General features: G+C 39.3%; 21 protein-coding genes. 1 reads left to right on the top strand and 20 read right to left on the bottom strand.

Annotated features, from left to right (window positions below; translation table 11 throughout):
- Positions 1-2 precede the first annotated feature (2 nt).
- The 10 genes from AB7942_RS04540 to AB7942_RS04585 all read right to left on the bottom strand — a co-directional run bounded on the left by AB7942_RS04540 (position 3) and on the right by AB7942_RS04585 (position 11,149).
- Positions 3-1,547, bottom strand: coding sequence for a spore germination protein (locus AB7942_RS04540; protein WP_369445968.1), 1,545 nt, complete (start codon positions 1,545-1,547; stop codon positions 3-5).
- 84 nt (positions 1,548-1,631) lie between these two features.
- Entirely contained in the window at positions 1,632-2,147 is a 516-nt protein-coding gene (locus AB7942_RS04545) for a protease inhibitor I9 family protein (protein ID WP_369445969.1), read from the bottom strand.
- 539 nt (positions 2,148-2,686) lie between these two features.
- Positions 2,687-4,039 (bottom strand): dockerin type I domain-containing protein, encoded by a 1,353-nt coding sequence (locus AB7942_RS04550; protein WP_369445970.1) that lies wholly within the window; start codon positions 4,037-4,039, stop codon positions 2,687-2,689.
- 448 nt (positions 4,040-4,487) lie between these two features.
- Positions 4,488-5,249 carry an SDR family NAD(P)-dependent oxidoreductase gene (locus tag AB7942_RS04555; RefSeq protein ID WP_369445971.1) on the bottom strand — a complete coding sequence of 254 codons (762 nt, stop codon included), beginning with the start codon at positions 5,247-5,249 and terminating at the stop codon, positions 4,488-4,490.
- A gap of 260 nt (positions 5,250-5,509) precedes the next feature.
- Entirely contained in the window at positions 5,510-7,318 is a 1,809-nt protein-coding gene (locus AB7942_RS04560; protein ID WP_369445972.1) for a peptidoglycan-binding protein, read from the bottom strand.
- A gap of 255 nt (positions 7,319-7,573) precedes the next feature.
- Positions 7,574-8,047 (bottom strand): hypothetical protein, encoded by a 474-nt coding sequence (locus AB7942_RS04565; RefSeq protein WP_369445973.1) that lies wholly within the window; start codon positions 8,045-8,047, stop codon positions 7,574-7,576.
- On the bottom strand, positions 8,013-8,300 hold the full coding sequence (locus AB7942_RS04570) for a spore germination protein (protein ID WP_369445974.1): 288 nt from the start codon (positions 8,298-8,300) through the stop codon (positions 8,013-8,015). Before AB7942_RS04570 ends, AB7942_RS04565 begins: the two co-directional genes overlap by 35 nt.
- Positions 8,301-8,824: 524 nt before the next feature.
- Positions 8,825-10,009 carry an MFS transporter gene (locus AB7942_RS04575; RefSeq protein ID WP_369445975.1) on the bottom strand — a complete coding sequence of 395 codons (1,185 nt, stop codon included), beginning with the start codon at positions 10,007-10,009 and terminating at the stop codon, positions 8,825-8,827.
- 49 nt (positions 10,010-10,058) lie between these two features.
- Entirely contained in the window at positions 10,059-10,961 is a 903-nt protein-coding gene (locus AB7942_RS04580) for a VanW family protein (RefSeq protein WP_369445976.1), read from the bottom strand.
- Between the two features lie 56 nt (positions 10,962-11,017).
- Positions 11,018-11,149, bottom strand: coding sequence for a hypothetical protein (locus tag AB7942_RS04585; protein ID WP_369445977.1), 132 nt, complete (start codon positions 11,147-11,149; stop codon positions 11,018-11,020).
- Between the two features lie 180 nt (positions 11,150-11,329).
- Here AB7942_RS04585 and AB7942_RS04590 point away from each other — a divergent pair, with 180 nt between their 5' ends.
- On the top strand, positions 11,330-12,232 hold the full coding sequence (locus tag AB7942_RS04590) for a DMT family transporter (protein ID WP_369445978.1): 903 nt from the start codon (positions 11,330-11,332) through the stop codon (positions 12,230-12,232).
- A gap of 482 nt (positions 12,233-12,714) precedes the next feature.
- Here AB7942_RS04590 and AB7942_RS04595 read toward each other — a convergent pair whose 3' ends face one another.
- The 10 genes from AB7942_RS04595 to AB7942_RS04640 all read right to left on the bottom strand — a co-directional run bounded on the left by AB7942_RS04595 (position 12,715) and on the right by AB7942_RS04640 (position 26,641).
- Entirely contained in the window at positions 12,715-13,737 is a 1,023-nt protein-coding gene (locus AB7942_RS04595) for a dipeptidase (RefSeq protein WP_369445979.1), read from the bottom strand.
- 213 nt (positions 13,738-13,950) lie between these two features.
- Positions 13,951-15,531, bottom strand: coding sequence for a hydantoinase/oxoprolinase N-terminal domain-containing protein (locus tag AB7942_RS04600; protein ID WP_088088352.1), 1,581 nt, complete (start codon positions 15,529-15,531; stop codon positions 13,951-13,953).
- Positions 15,531-16,625 (bottom strand): S-methyl thiohydantoin desulfurase family protein, encoded by a 1,095-nt coding sequence (locus tag AB7942_RS04605; RefSeq protein WP_088088353.1) that lies wholly within the window; start codon positions 16,623-16,625, stop codon positions 15,531-15,533. The genes AB7942_RS04600 and AB7942_RS04605 overlap by 1 nt, the downstream gene beginning before the upstream one ends.
- A 32-nt stretch (positions 16,626-16,657) precedes the next feature.
- Positions 16,658-17,974, bottom strand: coding sequence for a purine-cytosine permease family protein (locus tag AB7942_RS04610; RefSeq protein ID WP_369445980.1), 1,317 nt, complete (start codon positions 17,972-17,974; stop codon positions 16,658-16,660).
- A 160-nt stretch (positions 17,975-18,134) separates the two neighbouring features.
- On the bottom strand, positions 18,135-18,857 hold the full coding sequence (locus tag AB7942_RS04615) for an aspartate/glutamate racemase family protein (protein ID WP_088088355.1): 723 nt from the start codon (positions 18,855-18,857) through the stop codon (positions 18,135-18,137).
- A 56-nt stretch (positions 18,858-18,913) separates the two neighbouring features.
- Entirely contained in the window at positions 18,914-20,500 is a 1,587-nt protein-coding gene (locus AB7942_RS04620; RefSeq protein WP_369445981.1) for a hydantoinase/oxoprolinase N-terminal domain-containing protein, read from the bottom strand.
- A complete protein-coding gene (locus AB7942_RS04625; protein WP_369445982.1) occupies positions 20,484-21,590 on the bottom strand; it encodes a DUF917 domain-containing protein in 1,107 nt (368 codons plus the stop codon). The genes AB7942_RS04620 and AB7942_RS04625 overlap by 17 nt, the downstream gene beginning before the upstream one ends.
- Positions 21,591-21,810: 220 nt before the next feature.
- Entirely contained in the window at positions 21,811-23,550 is a 1,740-nt protein-coding gene (locus AB7942_RS04630) for a sigma-54 interaction domain-containing protein (protein ID WP_369445983.1), read from the bottom strand.
- Positions 23,551-23,975: 425 nt separating this feature from the next.
- On the bottom strand, positions 23,976-25,424 hold the full coding sequence (locus AB7942_RS04635; RefSeq protein ID WP_369445984.1) for a purine-cytosine permease family protein: 1,449 nt from the start codon (positions 25,422-25,424) through the stop codon (positions 23,976-23,978).
- A 176-nt stretch (positions 25,425-25,600) separates the two neighbouring features.
- A complete protein-coding gene (locus AB7942_RS04640) occupies positions 25,601-26,641 on the bottom strand; it encodes a 2,5-dihydroxypyridine 5,6-dioxygenase NicX family protein (protein ID WP_369445985.1) in 1,041 nt (346 codons plus the stop codon).

Raw genomic sequence — 26,641 nt, forward strand, 5'->3', positions numbered from 1 at the left:
TTTTATTCCTTTCTTTGTTTAACCATATCCTTTGGTTTTAAATAACCAGGGCGAAACCTTTCTTTAATTGGAAGATGACGAACAATAAGGTCCTTTGACGAGAAGAAATGCGGCGTCATCGGAGCAAAGTAAGGTGTGCCAAATGATTTTAATGAAACTAAATAAAAGAGAATGACCATAAAGAAGGCGGTCAACCCATAAACGCCCAGAAAACCTGCCGAGAAAATAAACAAAAGTCGTGTGATTCGAATGGCAAAATTCATGCTTAAGTCACTAATAATAAATGAACTTAAACCGCTTAAGGCAATAACAATAATGACAATTGGGCTAATGATATTAGCTTGAACGGCAGCTTGACCTAGAATTAATGCACCTACAATCCCAATGGTTGGCCCAATAGGGGATGGCACACGTAATCCAGCTTCCCGAATAAGTTCAAAAGCTATTTCCATCATAAAGATTTCAATGATGGATGGAAAAGGAACTCGTTCCCTTGTTCCTGCGAACGCCATTAATAAATCCGGTGGAATCATTCCTACATGATAGTTTGTAATCGCAATATAAAAAGCAGAGGCAAAAACAGCGATAAGAAAAGCAAGTAGTCGTAAAAACCTAATAAAATTGCCATACGGTGTACGCAAGTAATGATCTTCCGGTGAATGCATTAAGGACCAAAAGGTTGCCGGCAGGATCAGGCTGCTTGGGGAATTGGACATTAGTATCACAATGTGACCCTCTTCAATAAATGAGGCTGCCCTGTCAGGACGTTCTGTATATAGTATCGTTGGGAATATGGACCTTGGTCTTTCTTCTAAATATTGCTCCAGGATACTTAAATCGAGAATTCTATCGGTATCAAGCGAAGTTAACTTATCCTTTATTGTTTGAAGTAGTTCATCATTTGCCAGATCCTGTTGGTAGACAAGAAATACGTCGTTTCTTGACCTTTTTGAAATAACCTGAGACTCCACGATAAGATTTTCGTTTTTTATTTTTTTACGGAGTAAGGCGATATTATCAATAACTCTTTCGTTAAAAGCTTCTTTTGCTCCTTTTACAATCACTTCATTATCTGACTTCTCTATGGAACGGCCAGGAATATCGGTTGTTTCAAATAAATGGCATTGGGTATCTCCATCTATAAAGAGTGCTGTGATCCCACCAGTAATAAATTCCGTAATCTCCCCAATATTGGTGGCCGTTTTTTCGACTGGGTATGAAACGATATCTGCAATTTCCCCTGAAGTCTGCTCATTTTCAAGCAGCGGTTCCATAATACCTTCCTGAATTCTTTGTATGTCAACCATTGTACTTATGAAAATAATAAAGGCACGGCAATTTAGGGCACGGATGGTAAACTCGCGAACTTTGATATCCGTATTTTTAGGAACACTGAAAATGGACTTAAATGTCTCTAAATTTTGATCATAATTGCTATTAATATCTTGTTTTTTTAATTCAATATCCTGTGCATTGGACTGTTCCTGAAATTGTGGTTCCGTATTGAGCTTCTTAAAAAGTGGCTTTAAGATCCTTTTCTTCAACATGAACCACCCCCAATTTTTATATAGTTTTCCAGTTCTAGGGGTCTTTATGTACGAAAGATAAGAAAGAACAACCTTACTTTATTCTCACAGTTGTTCAGAAGGTAAAATAGGAGGGTCTAGTTTGATTTTTCGATTTAGAGATATTTTTGAAATGACAGAAGAGAATTCTGCCAACCTTTTAATTTCATTTGCGGGTAATTCCATAGAAACACCGTTTAAGACAGTTGTATATTTGTGTCTTACGGTATAGGGGACTTGGTTCTTATCTAATAACTCGTGAAGTTCCTTTTGAAACGTTTGATGACTTTCTTCTACCTGCTCCTTCGCTTCCTCTATTGTTAATGGAATCCCCTTTGCTTCCGCTTCAATAACAGCTACTTTCGCTGGTTTTGTTTTAAATTCAATGATAATCGAGGTCGTTTGTTTGCTTGAGAGGTCAATGGCAGGATCTACATGAACTGAAGGGGTCATCGTTTCTTCCACCACCTTTCCTTTATCTATAGTATGATTGTTCTCAAAACTACTTTCCTGACATCCACTCATAATAGTAAGGATGATTCCTGCTGTCAAAATGGCTCCACTATAACACTTCTTCATCATCAATGCCTCTCCTTTTACTTGAAGGGAAGTTTTTTACATTTTATCAGTTTTATATGCTTTAGTATTCACCTTTTAGGTCGAAAAAGATAACTGCCTGTCTCTAAAAAATAAGAAACAGGCAACAGTCGTTTAATAATATTTATGTTTACTGAATCCCTAAGGTCAGCCTCCTGGAAAATCAGTATAGATACGTAACTGTTGAAAACTTACGTAGTTTTCTGCCGACTATCATCTATCTGGTGATTTACAGAAAGTTTGATTTTTTTTCTCATTGGATAATTGTAAAGGACGAAAAGAGCGACTAAGCCCATAATCCAAGCAATATCTGTCCCACAAACAATCCGGGGTAATCGTTTAAATTTTCATAATATTTATTGAATATTTCACATGGTTATTCTATTAATGTCTGAATTTGTTTGTAATTTACCAGCGACTTTCCTCTTACTTCTCCCTATAAACAAGAATAGGCACCGGCAACTTCATCATGAAGCGTAACCGGTACCTATTTTTTCGAAGTAATAGAGCTATTCTTCCTCTTTTTACTTACCTTCTAATTCTTTTTTAATACTTTCTAATGTATAGCCTTTATACTTATCTATCGGTGTTGGAGCATTAGGAGCTGTTGGATTTTGTATTCCAAAGTTACCTTCTACGAGTGCAAGATCCTCCATATCAACTGTGCCATCAAAGTTGATATCTGCATTACGTTCATTCGTTCCCCATTGTTTCTGAATTGCTAATGCATCCAGAACATCAATCACTTCGTCACCATTCACATCACCAGCTGTCATAGTAACCATAGGTACTGTATCATTCTCTGCACGGATTACATCTCCATCTTTTCTAAATACTGTGAATGGTCTGCTGTATGCAAAGTGACCTGGTGCATGGATGTTATACATAAGTTGTTCAGTTGTTACTGGTAAATTATTATAATCTTCTCTTACATAACCATTATCATTCGTTGTAATTCCTGGATATTCTTTGTTGTTCTTATCTGTGACACTTGTAATGATTCCAGCTTTTGCATAGTCCGTTGCTGTAGGAATTGCTTCTGCTAAAGTATTCACTTGTAATTTTGAAGAAGTTGGATTCACATATGATTCGATCGATAGACCTTCAATAGGAGTTGTTACTCCACCTGTGTTAGTTACTGATGATGCAATGTTTTTCAGGTCTAACTCGTAATCATAATACACACCACTCTTCACTCTAATTGTTACATCAACTGCTGCGACATCTCCATTTATGCTTTGACCAGGAGCTAAAGCAACAGTAATTGTTTTCTTAGTAGTTTCATAATCTTTTGCAGTGCTTCCTGCTTCATCTGAATCTGTCATTGTGACAGTTCCTTTGCTAGCAAGAGCTGGATTCACTTTAATACTTTCGATATCAAAATACTTCTTCAGATATTCGAAATTAAACGTTTGTTTATTTAGGTTAGTTGCATTGTGCATTGTTAATGTGTAAGTAACCTTGTTATCTGATGGAGCAGTATTCGTAGCATCTACTGTATAGTTGCCTGTATTTAACGTTTTCTTATTCGGAATAGCTGTCACGTATGGCTTTCCTTTTTGGACAAAGAAGAATGTAGGCATTTGCCCCCAATTTCCAACTCCTGATGGATTAATTCCAAAGAATCGTACGCTATTAATCGCTTTAGTTACATTCAAACCTAACTTACCTGAGAATGTACCATCTGGATTAGTAGGAATTTGACCGAATGAACCAGCTGTATTCGGATTTGGTTTAGCTCTATTGCCATAAAATCTAACTGTATTTGCTGATTGAGTTAATGTACTGAAACCAGCATCCTTCATTACATTAATACTGTCATCGTAGATAGAACCTGAAAACGGCATTCCTGTTATTGTTGCTGGATCGTATTCCATAACTCCGTTACTGTCTGCACCTGGGAAAGATACATAAATTTTGGTCTTGAATTGTTTACAAAGAATAGCTCATCTTTTTGCGCTGTAAATGTTCTTCCTAGACTATCTGTTCCAACAGCCCTCATTTTATACGATCCTGGTTTTAACCACTCTGAATTATCAGATAATGAAGAGTTAACGTATTCTTTTTCGGTAGAAAACGGTTTGCTTTGATCACCAATAAACGGAGTATACAATCCAAAGAATGGAATTGTTACATTATCTTTATTTGGCGTAACTGAATAACCTGGGTTAATTCCAGCATCTCCAATTAGTTTGTCTGTTTTCGCATCGTATATTAACCAATCAATTCGATCTACACGTGACTTAACATCGCAACAAAAAAATTAACAGCCTGAATACTCCTGCTAGTTTTTTGTCTTTATTTTATGAATTTAATCATTCACTATCATTTAGTTGTTCTTACCGCATAGTTAAATATAGGATCGACAAGCTCAAATTCATAGGTTATTCCATCAACTTTTCCTACTACTTTATTACTATCATATAGATCAAGCATAAATCCTGCCATTTGCTTTGAGGTATGAAACTTTGGTACAGCACCTTCATATTGAAATTCGTCTATATCTAAAGATCGTTGTGCGAACTCTGTTTCAGTTGCGGCAGGAGCCAAAACTTTCACCTGCATCTTCTCACCTCTTAACTTAAGTTCGTGTGCAAGACCTTCTGTAAATGCACTTACGTAAAATTTAGTAGCACAGTAGGTAATAGAATTTGCAATAATTGTATAACCGCCGCCTGATGAAACATTAATAAGCTGAGTCCCTTCGACATTTGCATAATCACGAACATAAAGAGATGTGAGTATGGTTAATGACTCTATATTCAAGTGTAGCATAGCCTCAATTTTGTTTAGATTTTGTTCAGCAACTGAAGCAAAATTGCCAAATCCTGCATTGTTAATCCACGTTTCAATTTGGTAATCACGAAGACTTTCGTAAAGATTATAAGCATTCTCAGTAACTGATAAATCAGTTGTTCGAATAACAACATCTAAGTTTGGATTAATCGTAGAGATCTCTGACTTTAATTTTTCAAGATTATCTTTCCTGCGTGCTACAACGATTAAATTTTTTCCTCGAGATGCAAAAGCTAATGCAGCTTCATAACCAATACCTGAGCTTGCACCAGTTATCACAGTATATTTCATATAAATTCCTCCTGAAATTTTTATTAGAAATTTGTAATCTTTGCTTGATTTGTTCATTATATTCGTTAGAGTTTACCCTAAGGCAAGCTTTTTATCCTCTTCATTTACATGGATGAAATTTGTAATGTTTAGTTTATAAAGACTACATTAAAAATCAAACCCGACCAACAGTCCTTATTGTTTAATAAAAGTGCCCTCTTAGTTTTTTGTATATCAATAAAGAAGGTGTCCCATTTATTTAGGGGCACCTATGGATAGGATTAAGTTGTAATTTTATTGTGCTCTTTTACAATACGTTTCCAAGTTGCTGGACCAATAATCCCATCAGCGGACAAACCAAATTGTTTTTGAAAGGCTATCACAGCACTATTGGTTCTTTTACCAAAAATACCATCAGCTGCAAGCTTTGGAATTGATGGATAAACCTTTGAAACGACATTTAGATATTGTTGCATTAACAAAACACTCTCACCCCTAGAGCCTACACGGAGAAGCATTCCAGGATAAGGTGGACCCGTTTCAGGTGGTGGTTCAGTTGGTGGAACAGTCCCGGGAAGGGGCTTAGGAATTACCACATTATTTTCAATCCCCTTATAAACCTTATAAAGCATATCCCAATTGGCACGACCAACAACTCCATCAGCTGGCAAATTAAATGTTTTTTGAAACTCGATAACTGCTTTTTTTGTTGTAGCTCGAAACATTGCATCTCGTATGACAGAAGGTACAGTAGGGTAAAACCATGAAATCGTATTTAGAATAAATTGCAGTTGAGCGACAGGCGCACCTTTTGAGGATTCTATTAAAACGACAGTTGGCGGAACCTCGCCTATATCGATCCATTCGCCTTCACTTTCAAGTTCTCCAAGTTTCTTAACCGCTACATACAAATAAGATATTTTATACCATGTTTCTTTACCGATTACCCCATCGGGCGTTAGTCCAAAAATACTTTGAAATGTTTTTACTGCTTCAGTCGTATCGCTTCCGAACATTCCATTCGGATTTGCGATTTGTGGAATAAGTGGATAGTTGACTCGTATTCTGTTCAAATACCTTTGCATGATCTTAACACTAGGACTCTGACTTCCCTCCCTTAAAGCTACACCGGGATAGGACTCAACTACGCTAATCGTATTGTTCGTTTCTACTATCTCAATGTCATCAGGGTAGTAATGGTCAAGTATTTGAAAAGGATTCATCCCTTGTTCTGCAAGGTCAACTGTACCCCACTGTGAAAGTCCCCCTGGGCATGTTGATGTTGTTCCATTGCAGAACATGGTAAAGAACGGTTCTTTATGCCCCTGTCTTCGAACGTACTGGTTAAATATTTTGTCAACAATCACACTTATGTTTTCAAATATTTCTCCACCATCTACAAAAGCTTGGTCAACACTTGTGGAATTTGATATATCAAATTCGTAACCTCTCGACCTATACCATTCTGTGTACACTCTGTTTAAGGCAAAAGTGATTTGAGCATAGATGTTGGCTTCAAGAGAAGCATGTGGCCAAGTTGGATAGATCTCGCTTGATGCTACGTTTTTGATATAATCAATAAATTTGACGCGAACATTTCTTGCCCATGAGTCAGGGTGAGCAAGATGTACTGTAATGTATTCAGGAATAGCTACATCATGAAGTACTTGAGGTTGTACTTTAGGCCCTTGTTGTTTCCGACCTACTTGAGTTAGAAGTCCGTGTGACGGAATATTTACTTCCCTTACCAAATTGCTTTGTTCAAACGTTCTCGGTACAGGCGCCATCCTCACAGGTAATGTGGATGTTACAGTGTCAAATAACTGCACGCCACGAATTATATTCGAGATAAATCTATCGTGACGAATCTCCACATCATATGTTGAATAATATGGACCTGGATTGTTAGATCTTAACGTACTAGCTTTATCTGGAGCGTTCAGTGGTACCGCTTCAGTATTTCCGCTCTCATCTGATTTCAGTTGGTTAAGAATTTTTCCACTGGAGTCTCTAATAATAATATTTGCACCACTTACCGGTAAAGCGACACCACCGGTACGCGCTTCTATTTTTAAATATCCTACCCCCATTATTAGCCTCCCAGATATTTGATTTATTTAATTTTCGCCCTCATTATTCATTATATTTTACGAATCAGATTATATTATTTGAAAAATACAATTTCGAACTTTCTGACACTACCACTTTAAATTTGATGTTCCAAACTCTTAATACTGAAGGTTTACCCAATAAAAAACCTGAGTTCATATGAATATCGAACTCAGGCTGCTGCTTTATATTACTTTTTTACTGTCTACTTGACAGGGTTCACTACATTATCAATGTTACTCAACCACTGCTTTGGTTTTTGGTTGTGTTAAAGTGATATTTTTTGTCATCAAACTCACAACTACCAGAACTAGTGTATTAACAAATAGTGCAATGATTCCTACATTCAGATCTTTAATAACTTGAGGAATGAAAGGAAATAGCTGTCCAATCGTAATATTTCCTAAAGACATGGTAGAAACTAACAATCCTCCGGCAATGATTCCAGCAAAAGCGCCATATTTTGTAACAAAATTCCTCTTAAGCAAACTAAAGAAAAACGCTGGAGCAAGTTGTGTAATGAAGTTATATGCGATTAAAGCGATTCCAAAAAGTGTATTTCCACCTTTAAATGTAAAATAAAGTCCTACAAGAGAAAGAACCGGAACTAAGTATTTTACTAATTTTGCAATCTGACCTTCTGTTGTCGAAGGGACGAATACTTGAAAGATATTTTTAACTAGTAACGTTGATATAACCATTAATTGCATAGCACGCATTTTTCCATTTTTCAAGTAATGGATTTACAACCTTTTCACTGATGGTATCGCTGTCAGAAATGCCCTGTATATGAATAAGCGCTGCTTTTTTAACACCACCTAGCTCAAGCTCCCGGATCACTAGATCAGCGCAAGATTGCAGCTCATCTTTTACTTGTTGTAGGTTTGTATGAATATTGTAAGATAGCGTGATGGGTTTTCTGTTATTGTTTGCTTTCTGTTTGGGTTGATACAGCCATTTCATGTGTAGCACCTGCCGACACTATTTTAATATTTATCGTTTGCATTCATACGATACTTATACTTACCTAAAATACCTTTGATCACTTCAACAGTTCCTATAAAGCTGCAATCATCCCAAGGAATGATTAGTCATCCAGATCAAAATCTTCCTCCTATCCTCTTTCCGCTCCTTGGTTGTAAGATTAGATTCAAACTTCGACCCAAACAATCTCTGGCCGAAAAATGTAGTACAAAAAAAAGGATAGATAAGGCAAATATTTTCTGCTTTATCTATCCTTTTCTTTTGTCCCATATAATGTGCCACATTTTATAAATCTTAGCTTTTCTCTAATATCCAGCAAATTATATAACATTCGTTCTCTTCTTTTTTCTAATTACTGAGTCCTTAATGCATCTACATGTACTTCTGCATTTTCTCTTACATAATAAAACCAAATTATACCGGCACATATAATATAGTACACAATAAATAGATATAATGCTGGACTAATATCTCCTGTATTTTGAATGGACCAGCCAAACATTTTAGGAATGAAGAAGCCGCCAAATGCTCCTATCGCTGCTGCCAATCCAATTGCCGCGGGTGTTTCGACGGGCCCAAAAATAATCGGAAACATCGTGAAAATGGAGCCATTGACAATCCCGCCAGTAGCAAATAATAAATAATAAAAGAAAGGATAGAAAAAAACCAAGAAAGCTTCGTGAATTATCGCTGATAAAAATCAGTACGCCAGTCACTCCAAGAATCATAATTCCGATCACAAGTAGAGAGACCTTTGCACCTCCAAATTTATCGGCAAGATAACCCCCAACAGGCCGTCCTAATGCCCCTAATAACGGGCCGATAAATACTAACTGAAGGAAATTAATTTCCGGAAATTCACCCTTTAATAATAAAGGGAAAGCTGCTGAATAACCGATAAATGAGCCAAAAGACATGATGTAAAGAACCGTGATGAGATACATATGCTTTCGTTTAAATACTTTTAACTGGTTAGATAATTTCGGCTTCTCTAGTGGCAGATTGTTCATGCCAAGCAGTGCGAAGAGGGCAAAAAGAATGATCGGAATGATCCAAATTAAAGCCCCATTTTGAACCCAAACCTGAGTGGTCCCGCCGCCTCCATTAGGAAGGGCTTGCGGCCTTCCGCCTAATGCACCAAACAGCGGGAAGGTAATCACGAGTGGTATTAAAAACTGGGCAACGCTTACTCCAAGGTTCCCTAAACCGCCATTAATCCCAAGAGCTGACCCCTGTTTTGCCTTTGGAAAAAAAGGGCCCATCGCCGCCATTGAGGATGCGAAATTCCCACCACCAAGACCACAAAGAGCAGCGAGGGTTGCCATCGTCATGTAGGGCGTATTAGGATTTTGCAAGGCAATCCCCAAACCGATTACTGGAACAAGAAGAATTAAGGTCGATAAGATCGTCCATGTCTTCCCTCCAGTATAAGTTACTCCTATCGAATATAAAATTCGAACGACCGCTCCTGTTAAGGCTGGAATAGCAGTAAGAGTAAACACTTGGTCTGTCGTATAATTAAATCCTACATCAATTAACTTTAGTGATAGAATCGACCAAATTTGCCAGACACTGAAGGCAATTAATAAATTGGGGATGGAAATCCACAATTTGCGACTGGCCACTCTTTTCCCTTTAGTCTCCCAAAATTTTGGATCCTCTGGATTCCAATAGTTCAAATCCTTCATTTCAATTCCTCATTTCTGTCACTCCAATAGGAAGATCGACCACATAACCTTACTTGGGTGGGTGATTTTGATCATAAGGAAGGTGTGGCACTTTTTTAGGAGTATAGTTAATGACATCTGAAGAATATATCTCGATGGTTAACTTGTTTCCTACCGTTTTTGATTGTATTAGAATTGGTTGATTGTATTTATTTTTAAAAACAAAATCTGGTCCATTCCAACTAACGGTGGCATCCCGCCCAGGTGGAATGTATGTTACCTTTCTGCTGTGTGAGGAACGCTGAGTAACTTCTAATCCGGCATTATCTACTGCATTAAAAAGGGTAGATGATACCTGACAGATTCCACCGCCAATATCTTTTGCTAATTCTCCTCTTAAGATCACTGGTGCAGGCAAGTATCCTTTTCCTGCTGTTCTTTTTCCAACAACTTTATTAAAGGAAAATATTTCACCTGGGAAAAGAACAAAATTATTAATAGCCTCGGTTGCAAGATAAATATTATTGGTTCGTCCTTTGTTAGATATATTGAAGGATGTTACATATCTTCCGATTTTTTCATTTTGGATATTTCCAAGTAATTCACTGTCAACTTTAGGATAAATTTCAAGTAAGGGGACCTCTATTTTAGATGAACCATTGTTAAAATAATAAGAATAAACTTTTTCTGTGAACCTCTGACGATATAAGCGATAACCAACATGTTCGGGTATAATTTTTCCGGACTCATCTTTCATTGCATTTTTAGGCATTTTAGAAACATGTTTGTCAATTTGATCCATACATTTTGTTAACTTTTCTGTATTAATAATAGGTAATCCAGGTAACTTCATCGATAAATCAATACAATTAACAACCGATAAAGGGTGCCCGTTGTTAGTGATTAATAAACTGTCTGGCATATTCACTTGTTGAGATAAAAATAATAGCCCAAATAACCATGTAAAATTCATTTTCAGGACGCCTCCTTTCAGTTAATATGAATTGAAATCATCCATTTCATACAATTCTACTTGTACTTTAAAACAGTCTTTTCTGGAATAATATTTTGATGAATAAAATCCAGCACAAAGGCTGGATTTCTCCTTTCTTTATCTTTAACTTTTGAATCACTGATTAAGATATTTTTTAAATCCTTCATCTTTAAACCACTAAACCCCATTGTTGGGATAAAACAGAAAATATTAATGGTATTTAATGGTTGATTTTTACGTTATTCAAGTTTATAACAAAGTAAGGTATGGTTTTAAGGTGCCCTGCTGCAACAGCAGTTGAACGATCAGTCATTTGGTATTTAGATAAAGAACTAGGGGGGATCAACATGAAAGGGAAAATGAGACTCATCCTAACGATGCTCATTTTTGGAAGCATCGGGGTTTTTGTAAAAAAGATTGAGCTGTCTTCAAGTGAAATAGCGTTTTTGAGAGGGGTCATCGGAAGTCTATTCCTTCTTATTGCTAGTTTCCTTGTCAAACATAAGCCATCTTATCAAGCGTTAAAAGAAAATGCGCTTCTTCTTCTATTATCAGGGGCTGCGATTGGCCTTAATTGGATTTTTTTATTTGAGTCTTATCGGTATACGACGATATCTAATGCCACCATTAGCTATTACTTTGCACCGATATTTGTGATGATCCTAGCACCATGGTTACTGAAAGAAAAACTAACAAGTGTGAAGGTTATTTGCATCGTAATGGCAATGATTGGTCTATTTTTAATCGTTAATCCTGGAGCTGGTGGTACAAGCGATTCACAGAACAACACCCTCGGTATTTTCTATGGCCTTTTAGCGGCCGCATTTTATGCAAGTGTAGTCTTAATGAACAAATTCATCAAAAATTTATCTGGTTTCGAAATCACGTTAGTGCAATTAATGGCAGGCGCCTTGGTTCTGTTTCCCTATGTACTGTGGCAGGGTAATCTAGACTTGGGTCGTTTAAACTCAACTTCGATTATTTTTATCTTGGTCCTTGGTATTGTGCATACGGGTTTTGCTTATTTTTTATACTTTACTTCTCTTCAAGAACTCAAGGGGCAAACGATTGCTGTTCTTAGCTACATTGATCCGATATCAGCTGTGATCATTGCCTCAATTTTCTTAAGCGAAGGTATGACATGGATTCAAATGCTTGGCGGCGGCCTGGTTCTGGGCTCCACTTTCTTAAGTGAAAAACTCGAATTAAACGTTGCCAAAAAAGGGCAAACTCCCACAACTACACCGTAATGGACGTCTGATCCCAACTCCATTACAAATGGTTTTTTTGGTTATTTCACTTCATTTAGAAACAACCAAATAGAGGGTTCAATAAGGACCCTCTATTTGGGGAGAAATTTTCATTGACATTCATTTTCATTTGTTTTAAAGTAACAAGTCAAATTAAATAACAAAATTCATTTAGTCTATTTATGTTATTCCTGCTCCACCCTCTTGAAGTCCCCATACCTGATATACTTCGTCGCACATTAATGGCATTAACTTTTATGCTTGAATCACCATGCAACTTTGCCTCCCTTTTTTACACAAGAAGCTGTACCCGCTGCTTGCAAGAACTACCCTATTTTTATGGGTAGTTAAGGCCATTTTTCATCATGAATATTTGGAAGGCAAAAATATCAGAAAGTAAGAGACAACAGGACAGTAACTCATGTGCAGATCTTTTTGTGCCTGACTCCCTTAGCAATCTAAAGGGGGTCAGGCACTAGTTTTTAAAAGATTCTTAAAAAATTGCCTCCTATTATTTTTTGCAGCTCTTCTTCCTTATAGCCTCTATTAATCAAGCCTTCTATTAATTTCGGTAAGCTTTGATGGCCGTCTATTACATCAAAGGGTTTTCGCGGCATTCTGGCTAAATCGTCTGCGTCCATATATTTGAAGAAATCATCGCACAAATCGAACCCGATCCCAACATGATCAATCCCGATTAACTGCACTATATGGTCAATGTGCTTAATAAATTGTTCCAACGTACTATTTTCGTCTTCCACTGCAACAATGATGCTTACCGCATTGACTCCAATCACACCGCCTTTGGATGCAATAGCTTTCATCTGCTCATCGGTTAAATTACGCATCGTATTCGAAAGAACCCGTGAGTTCGAGTGTGATGCAATGATCGGCTTTTTTGACATTTCGATCACATCCCAAAATCCTTCATCATTCAAATGGGAAACATCAATCATCATTCCAAGCTTTTCGGCCTCTTCAATTACCTTCACTCCAAAGTGGGTTATTCCACCCTTTGTCCCTTCGTCTATCGGACTGAAATGGCTGCCATCTCCCACCGCGTTTCTTCTGCTCCAAACCAAGCCAATGTTTCGGACACCCAATTCATAGAACACTCTTAATAAGCTTAAATCAGTTCCAATTGGTTCCGCTCCTTCAAGGGATAATAAGAAACCAATTTTCCCTGATTGCTGTGCCAGAATCATATCGTCTCTATTTTTGCAAATCATCAATTTATCCGGGGACTCCTGTACTTCTTCGTACAATGCACTAACCTGATTGAGCGCTTTTCGCAGACCCATCTCGGGTAAAAATCCGCTGTCGATATAAATGGCCGCGATAATGATATTGACCCCGCCTTCATTAAAACGCGGCCAGTAATCTGTTTCAATCACCTTCCTTCTGCCTTTTTCCCTTTGGATAGCCACATCCATTAAAAGATCAAAGTGGGCATCAATGATCAATGTTTTATTTTTGATTTCCTCTATGTATGTTTCTATACTCATATTCTTTTCCTCCAATATTTGATAATAATCAGTATTAGAAAAAGCTCTAGATTGGACTAGAGCTTTTTTATATTATCGATAACTGTCTAGCTCCAGTTCCCAGCCCCTCGAGGTCAAATAACCTCCTCCCAAAAAGTCAAAGAGCGACTTTCCGGGTAGAGATGATTTGTCTGGGCTTAACAGGGCGCTTGCGCTTTTCTTATCCAGTTTGTACTACACCAGTTCATTCATTTCAACTTGTGCTAAATCACCTGCTGCTTTAACACGGATACGGGTCGCGTTTCCTGGCATGTAGGCAAGCGGAACATCCTCTATATCGACAATGACCAGGCTATCGGGATCTGCACCAGCATTAATCGCTTCTGACATCGCTTTTTCCTTGGCATGCTCCAGCGCCTTTTCCCGGCTGATTTCTGCTAGGGCATACACCTTTTCAATTTGTCCGCTAACCTGGGCGATCGCCGCCCCGATGGCATTTGCCACTCCTGAATGGTGAGGGCGAATGACCTCTGAAGCTCCTTTTAATTCTTCTGGCAGCAAAATGCTGCCGCCGCCAACGAGAATGACCGGTACAGGTGTTGAGCTGGTTTTCATTTTATCAATCGCTTCTTCGACGAGTTCTACCATTTTATCATAGACTCGATTTAATAATTCCTTATCAAGATGGGCCACTTTTAAAGGATCACCAAGATCGACTTTTCCAAGGGCTACTGCAACATCCGTTGTAGTTAAAGTGTCTCCTCCAAAAATCAGGCTTTTTTCCGGCAGGCGGTACCCGACACTGTCTGGTCCAACCGTGAATTCGCCATTGTCCTGGATGCGAATGATTGTTCCTCCCCCAAGGCCGATGGAAATAAGGTCGGGCATCCGGAAGTTGGTCCGCGCTCCGCCTATCTCTACTGCCAATGAGGATTCCCTTGGGAACGATTGAACGAGTACGCCAATATCAGAAGTTGTTCCGCCAACGTCCACCACAATCGCATCGGAGAAATCAGTTAAATAAGATGCTCCTCGCAAAGAATTCGTTGGTCCGCAGGCAATCGTAAAAATGGGGTATTTAACCGCATATTCTACCGACATTAATGTTCCATCGTTTTGTCCGAAGAAGACTCTCGCCTCAATCCCTTCGTTCTTCAGTGCATTGATGAATCCGTCCGCTGCAGTTTTAGCGACCTTGACAACAGCAGCATTGAGGATCGTCGCATTTTCTCTTTCCAGCAATCCTACCGAGCCGATCTCTGATGATAAAGAAACAGATACGTCGTCCCCAAGTACTTCTTTCAGTATTTCACTTGCCCTCTGTTCATGTTTTTGCGATACAGGAGAAAAGACTGAAGTGATGGCGATAGAATCCACTTCCCCTTTGATTTCTTCGGCGATTTGATATAAATGCTCTTCATCTAAAGAGACAATCTCCCGCCCATCGAATTCATGCCCTCCCCGAATAAGATATACATACTTTCCAAGTGCCACGCGGAGGTCGTCCGGTACACCAATCAGTGGTTTGACGGCCAATGTAGCCGGGGCACCAATGCGAATCGCTGCAATTTTATTCAATCTTTTCCTCTCAACGATGGCGTTTGTGCAATGGGTGGTCCCTAGCATTGCATATTTGATTTGTTCACGAGGAACATTCGCATCGTTGATTATTTTTTTCATGGCTGTATAAATGCCTGTTGCTACATCTTCAGTGGTCGGTGATTTTGTTTCCGAAATCACCTTATTGTTCTGATCCAATAGGACCGCGTCTGTATGGGTTCCACCTACGTCAATTCCAATACGATATACGCCCATTATTTTGTCACTCCTTTTTTCGCAAGTTCTTCTACAGGAATATAATCAACATCGTAGCCAAAGTATTTAGGACCAACTACTTCAATGCCCTTTTCCGTTCTCCACTTTGGATGGCAAGGCATTCCAATTACGACGCATCTAGCGCCATATCTGATGCCTTCTGTCGTGATTGGAAGGCCAGTTTCCGCGTCAAGCACAGCAATTAAATCCGGTGTGACGCAAAGGAGGCGCTGCTCGGTCTGAGCAAGCAAATGCTCATTCTGGAAACGGACCTCGAGCGTTTCACCCTTATATTCATTGATTCCCTCGAATGTCGCGACTCCTCTTGCAAAACCGGTTTCAGTTTTCCGGTTAATATCACTGACTTTGCCCCGGAACAATTCAAACCCTTCTGCCTTTTTGAGAACTTCTTTGATCGGGTCTGCATTGTTTTGCTTTGCAAGCCTGATGGCTTTGCCGATTTCTTCTTCCAGCTTTAAGATATTGCTGATTCCGCTTTCCTTTACAATCTTGCCTGTCATCGGATAGATGGCAATCATGGCTGAACCGCCCATTTCAATTGTAGCTGCGCGGGCAATCCTCTCTGTCCAAACATTATTGATCGTTGACAGCAATGAAGTGTTCCCTTTTTCATCAGCAAGGACCATAGGTGTAGCGGCGACACCATCCAAATAGAAAGTGACCATTTGCAATTCCGGGAACGCTCTGCCCATTCCATCTACATCGACAACAGGTAAACCTAATTTTGCTGCAAGGGCCAATGGAAGCATTGAATTGAGTCCACCCGCCTCAATTGGCATCGTTGCGAAGATCTTTTTTCCTAAATAGGCTTCAAGGTTTTTGAAAGCAGCAGCTGCTTCCTCACCGCTTGGGGCTTTTTCAAGCATGACAGTCGGTGCTCCCATCATCGCAGAAGGCACAACTAAAGCGTCATCTGGCACTTCATCCACATCCAATAAGGTGATCTCCCCGTATTCTTCAATCGCCTGCAATGCCATTAACTTGCCGATGTATGGGTCTCCTCCTCCGCCAGTACCAAGTAAGGCTGCGCCAACCGCGATATCTTCGATTTCCTGTTTGCCCAATTTTCTCATTATTTAAAAACCTCCAATAATACGTAAGTTTATTATGCAACTTTTCCCTTTAGCTCTTTTTTACCCTGAAATGCTTTCACCGTTAACACACCAACGTAATAGACGATACCGCTTATTAAAAGTGAATTGATGGATGGGATGCCAACTGTAATAAAATAACCGCCTCCAAAACCTGCCGCCCAAGCCACTAATGTAATTGGATTTATTTTTTCAGGCTCTGCTGGCAAGGTTCCTTTCTCCCTGCTTTCATCAAGTGCTTTACGATACGTTTTTAACACGAAGTAATCAACCACCATGATCCCTGCAATTGGTGGAATCATAATTCCCAGTAAAACAAGGAAGTCGACAAACCGATCAAGAATCCCCATGATGGATAGAACTGTTCCGATTACCCCGATCACAAGTGTCACAATTGCACGATTAACTTTGACCTTAAATAACGAATCGATGATATTCGTAAAACCTAAAGAAGAAGAGTATAAATTCAAGTTATTGATTTTAACTGTTGAAAAAACAACTACAGCGGCTCCAAGCCAACCGGATGTTTGCAGCATGATACTGACAACATCACTCGTTTTTGCAGCATGGGCCATCAACACAGCAACCATGCCGACACCCATCTCACCAACTATGGTACCAATCGTGGTCATCCAAAAAACATCTTTCCCGTTTCGTGCAAACCGACTGAAATCAGGAGTGATGACTGCACCAATCATGAACCCTCCGGCCACCATTGTTGCACCTACTCCAAGTGAAAGCGCCTCTCCTGGAGGTGGAGTTCCTATTAAACTCATAACCGAATAATCACTTAGAACTTGATAGATTCCGAATCCTACTACCAATAGAAAGGCAGGAACGGCAATTTTCGCTGTCATGCTTAACAGCTTGAATCCAAAGATAACCAATACCGTTACGCCCATGCCAGTTATCGCAGCGGCAACGGGAAGAATCAATTTACCATCGGTTGCCTGGACTAATCCATTGGCAAAGACTGAATTTTGCACCCCAAACCAGCCTATCGTACAAATGGCAATAACTATGCCGATAATAGTGGAGCCATATCGGCCGAATCCAGTCCACCGCGATAATAAACTCGTAGAAAGACCTTCACGTGCTCCCGCATAACCGATAAGAAAACTGATAACCTGTAAAATAACACTTCCAAAGAACATGGCCCAAAACGCCTGCCAGAAAGTCATACCGTATCCTAATGCAGCACCCAGCATAAATTGAGACAAGGTGGCAAGAGCTCCTACCCGGACAAGCATGATGTCCCACATTGGCAATCGCGCTGATTTCGGAACCCTGGACAGCGAGTAATCGTCTCCTAATTTCTTTGTATCTTCCATAAATCCAACCCCTTTAATTTATTATTTACTCCCCTGACTGTGGTTTTCACAAAAAAGGATTTTGCCCTATTCATGGAAAGCCATAATCCCCGCTCAATATTCGGAACGTTCTGTTAATTTATTTTACAGGAGTGTACTTATTGTGTATTTTCAATCCCAATTATGCTTTTATTCTCTGTTTTGAGGGTGGCGTCATGTATGTCAGACGGCTTTGTTTTACTCCCATTGTGATCAAGCTTTCCAACAGTCGTGTTGCCGCGAATACTGGGTCAATGACCGGAACATCAAACCCGTTTTGTTTTAGGCGTTTCTGAAGTTCTGCTGCAACACCCATGAATCCTGTACAGCCTAATACTAAGGCGTGGGCGCCATCTTGCTCGATTGCTTTGATCATTTCCTCGTACAATTCTCTTTTTAACCGATCCTTATCGTGAACTTCTAATACAGGAATATTTACATATCGGACGGATGCTAAATTACCGTTGACCCCTAATGTTTTGCTAATGTTTTCAATCATAGGGACTACATTCGGCAGCACTGTCACGACAGAAAATGATTTAGCCAATGAGCTTGCGAACAGCATCGAGGATTCACAAGCACCAACAACCGGAATGTCCAGAATTTCTCTTGCCGGCTTTACTCCAGGGTCACCGAAGCAGTCACTGATGACACCGTCGTATCCGTCTTCCTCAGCCTCCTTAGCTTTTTCCAGAAAATTAGGTACACACAGCGCTTCATCATATTCGCTTTCAACAGATGCAGGCCCATAATCAAGGCTGGTCACTCCAACTTCAGTTGTTTCAGATGCATAATATTTAACTTCTTCCAGAATTTCCTCATTAAAAATATCTGATGTGATTGGCATGATTACTTTGATTTTCATTTACTTTCACTCCTTTTAATTTGTGGAATTTTCCGAATATTTATCTCATAAAAAAATTAAACGACCCCATCACCTCCATCAGAAATAAACTCCAATTCTCCTAAAGCCTTCAAACGGATTCTCAAAACCTCTCCTTTCATATAATCAAAGGGGAACTCTTCTATAGATACCAGCTCAATGCTCTCTCTTTTTGCTCCTTTCAGAAAAAGTTGTTGAACCAGTTGTTCCCTTTCCTCATCGATTATTTCCTGTTTCGTCTTGTCTCTCAGCCAGAACACTTTATCCACCTGGGCACTAAGAGGTGCGAAACAGGCGCCAACTGCATTGCAAATATGAAAGCCAGCGGGATGGAAAACTTTTTGGTATTTTCCAAATAACCTATTCACAAGTAATGAACTTCCTCCGCCAACTAAAACAACCGGAAGGGCTTCATTACTCAGCTGGAGTCTGGATATCTTTTTCTTGATTTCACCCGTCACTGTTTTAATCACTTTTTGACAGTCATCCTCTGACAGTTTATCTAATCCCTTTAGTGTTATTTTTTCATCTGAAAAGGAATCTGGATAAATTTTAAGGAAAGAATCGGTTAATGTCCAAGTGTCACCGCCCCATGATATCCCCTGCTGTTCAATATCGCTGGCAATCGTTTCTTTTATTTGAACTGATTCTTCTTCGATTGAAATGAGACTGCCTCCTCCATAAGGAAGGGAATACATTTTCGGAACCCGCATATTTACATCTATATCCAAAATAGATGTCGAACCTATAGAAACTTCCGGCTGCCCGTTCTGGATCTTTCCAATATCAATCGTACTTCCACCGACATCGACGACGATACAGCGGTCCAAGCCGCTCAAGATACTGGCCCCTCTGATACTGTTGGTGACCCCGGACCCAATTGTTAAAATGGGGTAATCAATCGCTTCCTGGATTTCCATAAGTGAGCCATCATTTTGAGTTAACCAACATGGACATTCTAATGATAGTTTCTTAAATAATGTCGATAAATCAATCATTGCCTGGCGGATCACCTTGGATATTATTGCATTTAAAAGTGTGGCATTTTCTCTTTCTATGAATCCGGTACTTCCGATTTCATGAGACATTGTGATAGGTATCTCAGGAAAAGAATCTTTAATGCGGTCGCGAATTTCCCGTTCTTCACTTTCATATAACGGGGAATAGGCTCCCACAAGACAGATTGACTCAATACCGTATTTTTTTATATCATGGTATAACTGCTCGATTTCATCTGGATTTGGCGTTGATTGTCCTTTTATTTTGCCTGTGTAATCATAAGAACTTTTAAAGTGATAAACCTTTGAAATATATTTCTTTAAATTTTCGGGCCAATGTAAAGCTGGTTCAATTAACGAAGGCTTTTTCGTGATACGGATAAGCGCCGTTTTAGAAAGATTGACAGGGTGATATAGTGCGTTAAGCACATGAGTTGTACCTAAGAAAATACCTTTTATTTGGTCTGGCGGGATGTTTGCTTCTTTTAACACTTCTTTCGCAGCCAACTCAATTCCAGAAATAATATCATTCGTTGTTAAGTGCTTCGACCAGGAAAGAAGCTTGCCATCATTCCTGACAATCACTGCATCTGTATTTGTTCCTCCCACATCAATTCCCAGTTTCATGATCTAATTCTCCTGGCAGAGGTTTATAGGATATGGTTAAATCAAAGTTTTCTGGACCCACGAGCTCAAGCATTTCTTTTGTTCGAAGAATGGTTGGAGCTGGTAGCGCGAAAATAATGACGGAATGACCCGCCTGGATCTCGGAAACATTGTATGGGAATAAATTTTCCTCATTCAAAACAAGGATGAGATCAGGCGTTGTACAAATATACTGATCCTCTTTTATAGAAATAAACTCATTCTTGAATTCTATTTCAATTCTTTTATTTGAAAAAACGGACCGCCCATCTATTACGAGCTTTCCAATTAATGATCCTTTTTCAAACCACCGATTAACCTCAGAAACCACACCACTGATGATTTCTAGAGGTTTTCCATAAATTGAGTTTTCGAACACCCTGTGCATCTCTTCAATTTTTCGGCTTATTTGTGTATCTTTTTTGACGGCAGTTCCTAACCGATGAATTAAATTTAATGATCCTGGAACCATAGATGTTTTCATTTTTCTTCCATTAGCAGCGTAACAAAGGAAATGGGCATACCCTCCATTTCTCACAATAAAATCTTTTGCCAATTCTGCTATGTTATCAATATCCTCCAAACCATCAATTAAAGTGCTTTCATCATGTGTTTGCAGGACGAATGGTGATAAAGGAATATCCGAGAGATGAAAGGTTGTCATAGATATCTCAGGAAAAGCCCTTCCCATTCCATCTCCGTCCACAACAGGCAACTTTTTCATGACCGCAGTTACTAAAGGAGTCAGGGCATTCACGCCGCCAATTTCTATAGGGATAAGTGCGTCGACTTTTGTTTGACTGGTCGATTCATAAACATCAAGGACTTGGACTCCCTCTTGGCCGCTGGGGATGTTTTCATCATATAAAATGGTAGAACCCATAATGCCGACCGCAACAATCCATTCGTCCTCTATATCAGTAATGGACTTTACAGTTATTGAGTCCTCATTCGTCATGATCGACATTAATAAACTCTGTATCGTCTTGGTATCACCGCCTCCGCCACAAGATAAGATTTTTGCTCCTAATGCCAATAGTGGTATATCCTGCTTTTTAATTTGCCAAGACATAGGTTGTTGCTCCTTTCTTTTTATAATGCAAGAAGTGTGCCAAAATGAAATCCCCATAAAGCCCGGGGTGAATGGGAATGACAAGATTTAATTTACGTGAATTACGAGAATTTTAAAATAATGAGAAAGCCAAAAATGACCGGTAAGCACCGGTAATCATACATTTTCTCATTTTTTCTCATATTTTCTCAGTTTTATCATTTTTCTCAGCTACTGTTCATTATTTAATATTGAATTTGCTAATTCTTCTATATAAAGTAGGCAAGCTGATATTCATGTGTTTCGCAACCTTCTTTTTACTGGGAGTATCCCTGCCATACTGATTCAATAATTCAATGATCAAATCTTTTTCTTCCACATGGGTATTCCTTTTACCTGAAACAGCAAGGCTATCAACCTGTTCAATTTTTGTGCCATTAACATATAAATCCCTTAAATATTTGGGCAGGCTTTCCATGGTTACCAGGTCACCAATCTCTAATTGGACAAAATGATGGACTACATTCTGCAGTTCTCTGATATTCCCCGGCCATTGATAACTAAGGAGGATTTCATAAACATCGTTAGAAAGTCTCTTCAGTGAGCGAAATAGCTCCCTGGAGAATTTTTTCAAAAAGTGTTCAACGAGGAGCGGAATATCCTCTCTTCTTTCTCTTAATGGTGGAATCGTAATGGGAATGACATTTAGCCTGTAGTATAAATCCTCTCTGAATTCGCCCTTTGCTACAAGCTCTTCAAGATTGCGATGAGTGGCAGTTATAATTCGGACATCAACGGGAGTGCTTTTCGTATCTCCAACCCGCTCAATTTTCCTCTCCTGGACAACCCTCAGCAGTTTTGCCTGTAAATGGAGGGACAGGTCTCCAATTTCATCAAGAAAGATCGTCCCGCCATTGGCCATTTCGAATCTGCCTGGTTTGTCTCCACTTGAACCAGTAAAAGCTCCTTTAACATGTCCAAATAGCTCGCTTTCCAACAAAGATTCAGGAATGGCAGCACAATTCAATGCAATGAACGAACCATCTCTTCGATTGCTTGCCTGATGGATCGCTTGTGCGAAAACTTCCTTCCCAGTCCCGCTCTCGCCTCTCAGTAAAATGGAGGTATCGCTGGGTGCCACACGTCTAGCTATGTCAACAACCGTTTGAATGGAGTCGCTCGTTCCTTTCACATCTTTAAACGTGTAGAGGACTCTTTGTTCAGTCATGTTCTTTTTTGAATCATGGATAGATGTCAACTTGATAAGAAATGAAACGATTTCTCCATTTGCTAGAAGCGGTTTAACTTTCGCTATATGTTCTGCTTGTTCGCTTTTTAAAGAAGGAATAGATATTTTAAAATCCTGTTGGTTTTTGACATTCTTTATTTTCAGCCAATCGGAAGCAGACATTATTTCGTTGATGTTTTCGCCCAGTAAAACCGTCTTGCTTTTGTTAAACTCCTTGCTGACATTATTGCTCAAGCTATGAATCGTTCCATCAAGGCCAACGATTAAAATGGGTTCTTGTATAAAAGAAAACAGTCCAATCATTTCTTCCAAGACCAAGGTGTTTTCCTTTTTCAAATCATCATTTTCAATTTTATTGCTGATCCATTCACAGCAAAAGTCAAGCTGGATTTCAATATTATAGAAGTTCTTATTCAGCCAGCCTGCCTGTCCATCCAGGGGAGTAACCAGCAAAACCCCTATTACTTTTTTGTTCTTGGTTATGGGCTTAATAATGGTGGTTTCAGCCACGCAATCATTTTTCAGAGAACATAATTCACACGTACTGTGCTTTGCTTTATTACGAATGAATACATCTATACCAGTTTTTTTGATTTTACTAATGATCGGACACTTTAGCGGCAGTGACTTTTGGTCATCATCCTGCAACACTACTTCAACCCTAACAGGAAAGGATTGAAACAACTTGGTGATAGTCGAACTTATTTCTTGAATATTTACTTCAGCAAACATTAGCGCCGCCACCTAATTTTAAAAAATTTATTTTTTATTATATCAGACTTTTTTAGTAGGCTATATTATTACTGGATAATCCTACATTTCCTCTGATGCATATAAAAAGCAGCTTGCTAGAAAGAGGGATTAGCGGAACCGCACATGTCCTATTAAGACATACGGCTTACCAATATGTTTTGATTAATCAAGTCCTGGCTAATCTTTGGGCAGCAACCTCCTACGGATGTAGCTATCAATTGCTAATAATTCTTTCTTGAAAACATTAAAGTAGCATCTACTTTTCAAGCCATACTCTTCATAAGATTTCTCACTAAAAATACTCATCATGAAAAAGCCTTCAAAAAAAACGAACTCCTTTTAAAAAGAAGTTCGTCTTAGTTTAAGAAATTTTCTCCATTTTAATGACTTTCCTAACCAACAATTTAAGGTACTATATTCTCAGCGACTTCATTAGGTACACCCCTGGAACTATTTGGTAATAAAATAGTTAAAGCGTAGTATAAAATCGCCCCAACAAGCGCTGATGAAGTAAAACTTAAATCAATGCCTCCAACGGCAGGTACGAGTGGACCGGTGAAAATGCTAGTGCTTGTGAACAACAATCCCACAATCAAACCAATAGTCCATGAAATAACAGCAGGAATGTTATACCCGCTAGAGTACCAGTAGCTGCTTGACGGGGAACTGTTGTGTAAATCTAAAGGTTTATAGCGCCCCTTCACTAAGTAATGTCCGACTAGATTGATTGCTAACCAAGGTGACACACCCACTATGATGATAATTACAAACCCGTCTATAAGATGGATCATATTGGATACATCCTGGACGCCTACAAATACTAAGAGAAATCCGATAATTGCCATTATTATCGTGGTAGTTACCCGTTTATGCTTCCATCCCAGGCTCTCGAGAGAAAGTCCGGCACTGTATAAACACAAACCACCGTTCGGCAGACTCCCAAATATTCCAGCAATCATAATTGGTGCTATCCACCAAGAGGGGGCCCCCCCAATAATTCCTGTCACGAATGGAGTAGATAAATCCTTCACCGTTGACATCAAATATGATGCCGGTACCATAGCTAACCAACAGCCTACAAACATTCCCAGGGATGTAGCCACAGCTAATTTCGTCGAACTATGACTATTGGGAATATATCGGCTATAATCCCCAACAAATGGTGCATACGAAATAGGTACCGAAGCGGCTACTAGCATGGCGAGTGCCCAAGTCGGCCAAAAACCTCCCAATAAATACTGTCCGCCTTCGTAACTAACGTTGAACTGTGAAGCAAATGTAAACACAGACAGAATGACAATACTTCCAACCAACCAAGTGCCTATCTTTTCAAACAGAACTACTATTTTATGACCCATTATTGCTACTACAGCGGTGATAATACTAATGATGATGCACCCTATCAGCAATGTACCGGTTCCTTCTGACCATCCAAACAACCGGTGACCTCCCGCGACAAAGGCTTGAGCTCCAGTCCAAACCATTAGAGCATAAAAACCAATGGCTATTACAATATTAAGAAGCGAACCAATAACACGGCCTTTTACACCAAAATGTGCACCGCTAGCAAGTGCTCCATTAGTTCCTGTTCTCTGTGACAAAATAGCTATTGCTCCAATTGCAATTGAGCCAATTGCAAGCCCTACCGTCAATGCCCAGAATGCTGCCCACCATCCAAGTCCAAACACAATTGGTAAAGAACCGATGGCCATAATCCCAAAAGCAAACTGCGAACCACACAAGACGTAGAATACATTTGATGCCTTCGAATTCCGTTCATTCTCCGGAATCATATCGACACCTCGTATTTCAATTGAAGAATGCTCTTTCACCTTAACCGTTTGGTTGCTCAATATACATACCTCCGTATAATGGTCATAATTTTCTAAAACGTACCATCTCTCGCAAAGAAGTTGTATTAAATCGCTGTAGAGTAATTCGTTCCATAACCTATTTATTTTTTTAAAATTCAAAGATTCAAAGATACAAATCATAAATTTACCGACAGGAAAAGAATGAGTTTATTTAATCATGCTAGCTGTGGTTTTACAGGTTTCATTTCATCGATAACAATATCTCCATCTTTAACTATTAACTCACCATCTAGGTATAACGTACAATTTTTCATTGGTAAATCAAGATGGCATGGGGTATCGTTGTTCCCCCCTAATTCAGAGTTTGGACCTAAGGAGAATAAGACATTTCCATAAAAAGCACGCCCATCCATGCCAAATACTTGATCATCAAACGCGAGACTATGCCATTGTGCCCTTTCGTTAAGCCCCCAGCCAATGTGGGAAATTGCATAAGCTCGCGGGTCATTAAAGCTTTCGATATACTCCCTCATCAGCATGGCGTCAAAACCACCTTCTATATTCGTAACATATCCGGCTTTTATCGTTAATTTTATTTGGTCTTGTAAATATCGGTTAAAAGGGAAAAATATGTCCCCTCTATCCATAACAACTATTCCATCTACGCCGCCATCGTTAGATGTCCCAGCAGAAAAACAACTTGGCAAGTGGTCCCATCTTCCTGGTTCATCAGCAAAACCGTATTCTGTAAGAATTGGATATTGACCTAGCTGATACGTAACATCGGTGCCGGCCTTATTGGTCACTCTTAGTTCTTTTGCATTTCTTAATAATTCAGTTGCATAGAGCACTCTCTCTTTGTCGCTCTCTTTTGGAAACATTCTTTTTATCACATCGAAAGGTTCAACAACTAGCAAAATTCTTACCCCTGCATCCTGCAGTTCCAATTGTTCTTTAGAAAAAAGGAGAAGAACTAAGTCAATGACAAGATCAGCCTTTTTTAAACATTCAACTGCAACTCGGTTATCTGTCAAAGGTGTAATTCCAAACGAACCTGCCGCTCCTTGTTTGACTGGCGGCAGTTTCAATTCAAAGGCATTCGCCCCGAGCTGAGATGCTGCCGTAAGGAACGCTTTTGCATAATCGGCTCTTATCTCTCCTGAGGTTAGTACCGCCATCGTTTCAGACGGCTTTAATTTACATAATTCAAGCTCTCTCTTAAACAGGGAAACCATTTCATCAAATTCAACAGTCAT

The sequence above is a fragment of the Neobacillus sp. BF23-41 genome, from assembly GCF_041106275.1.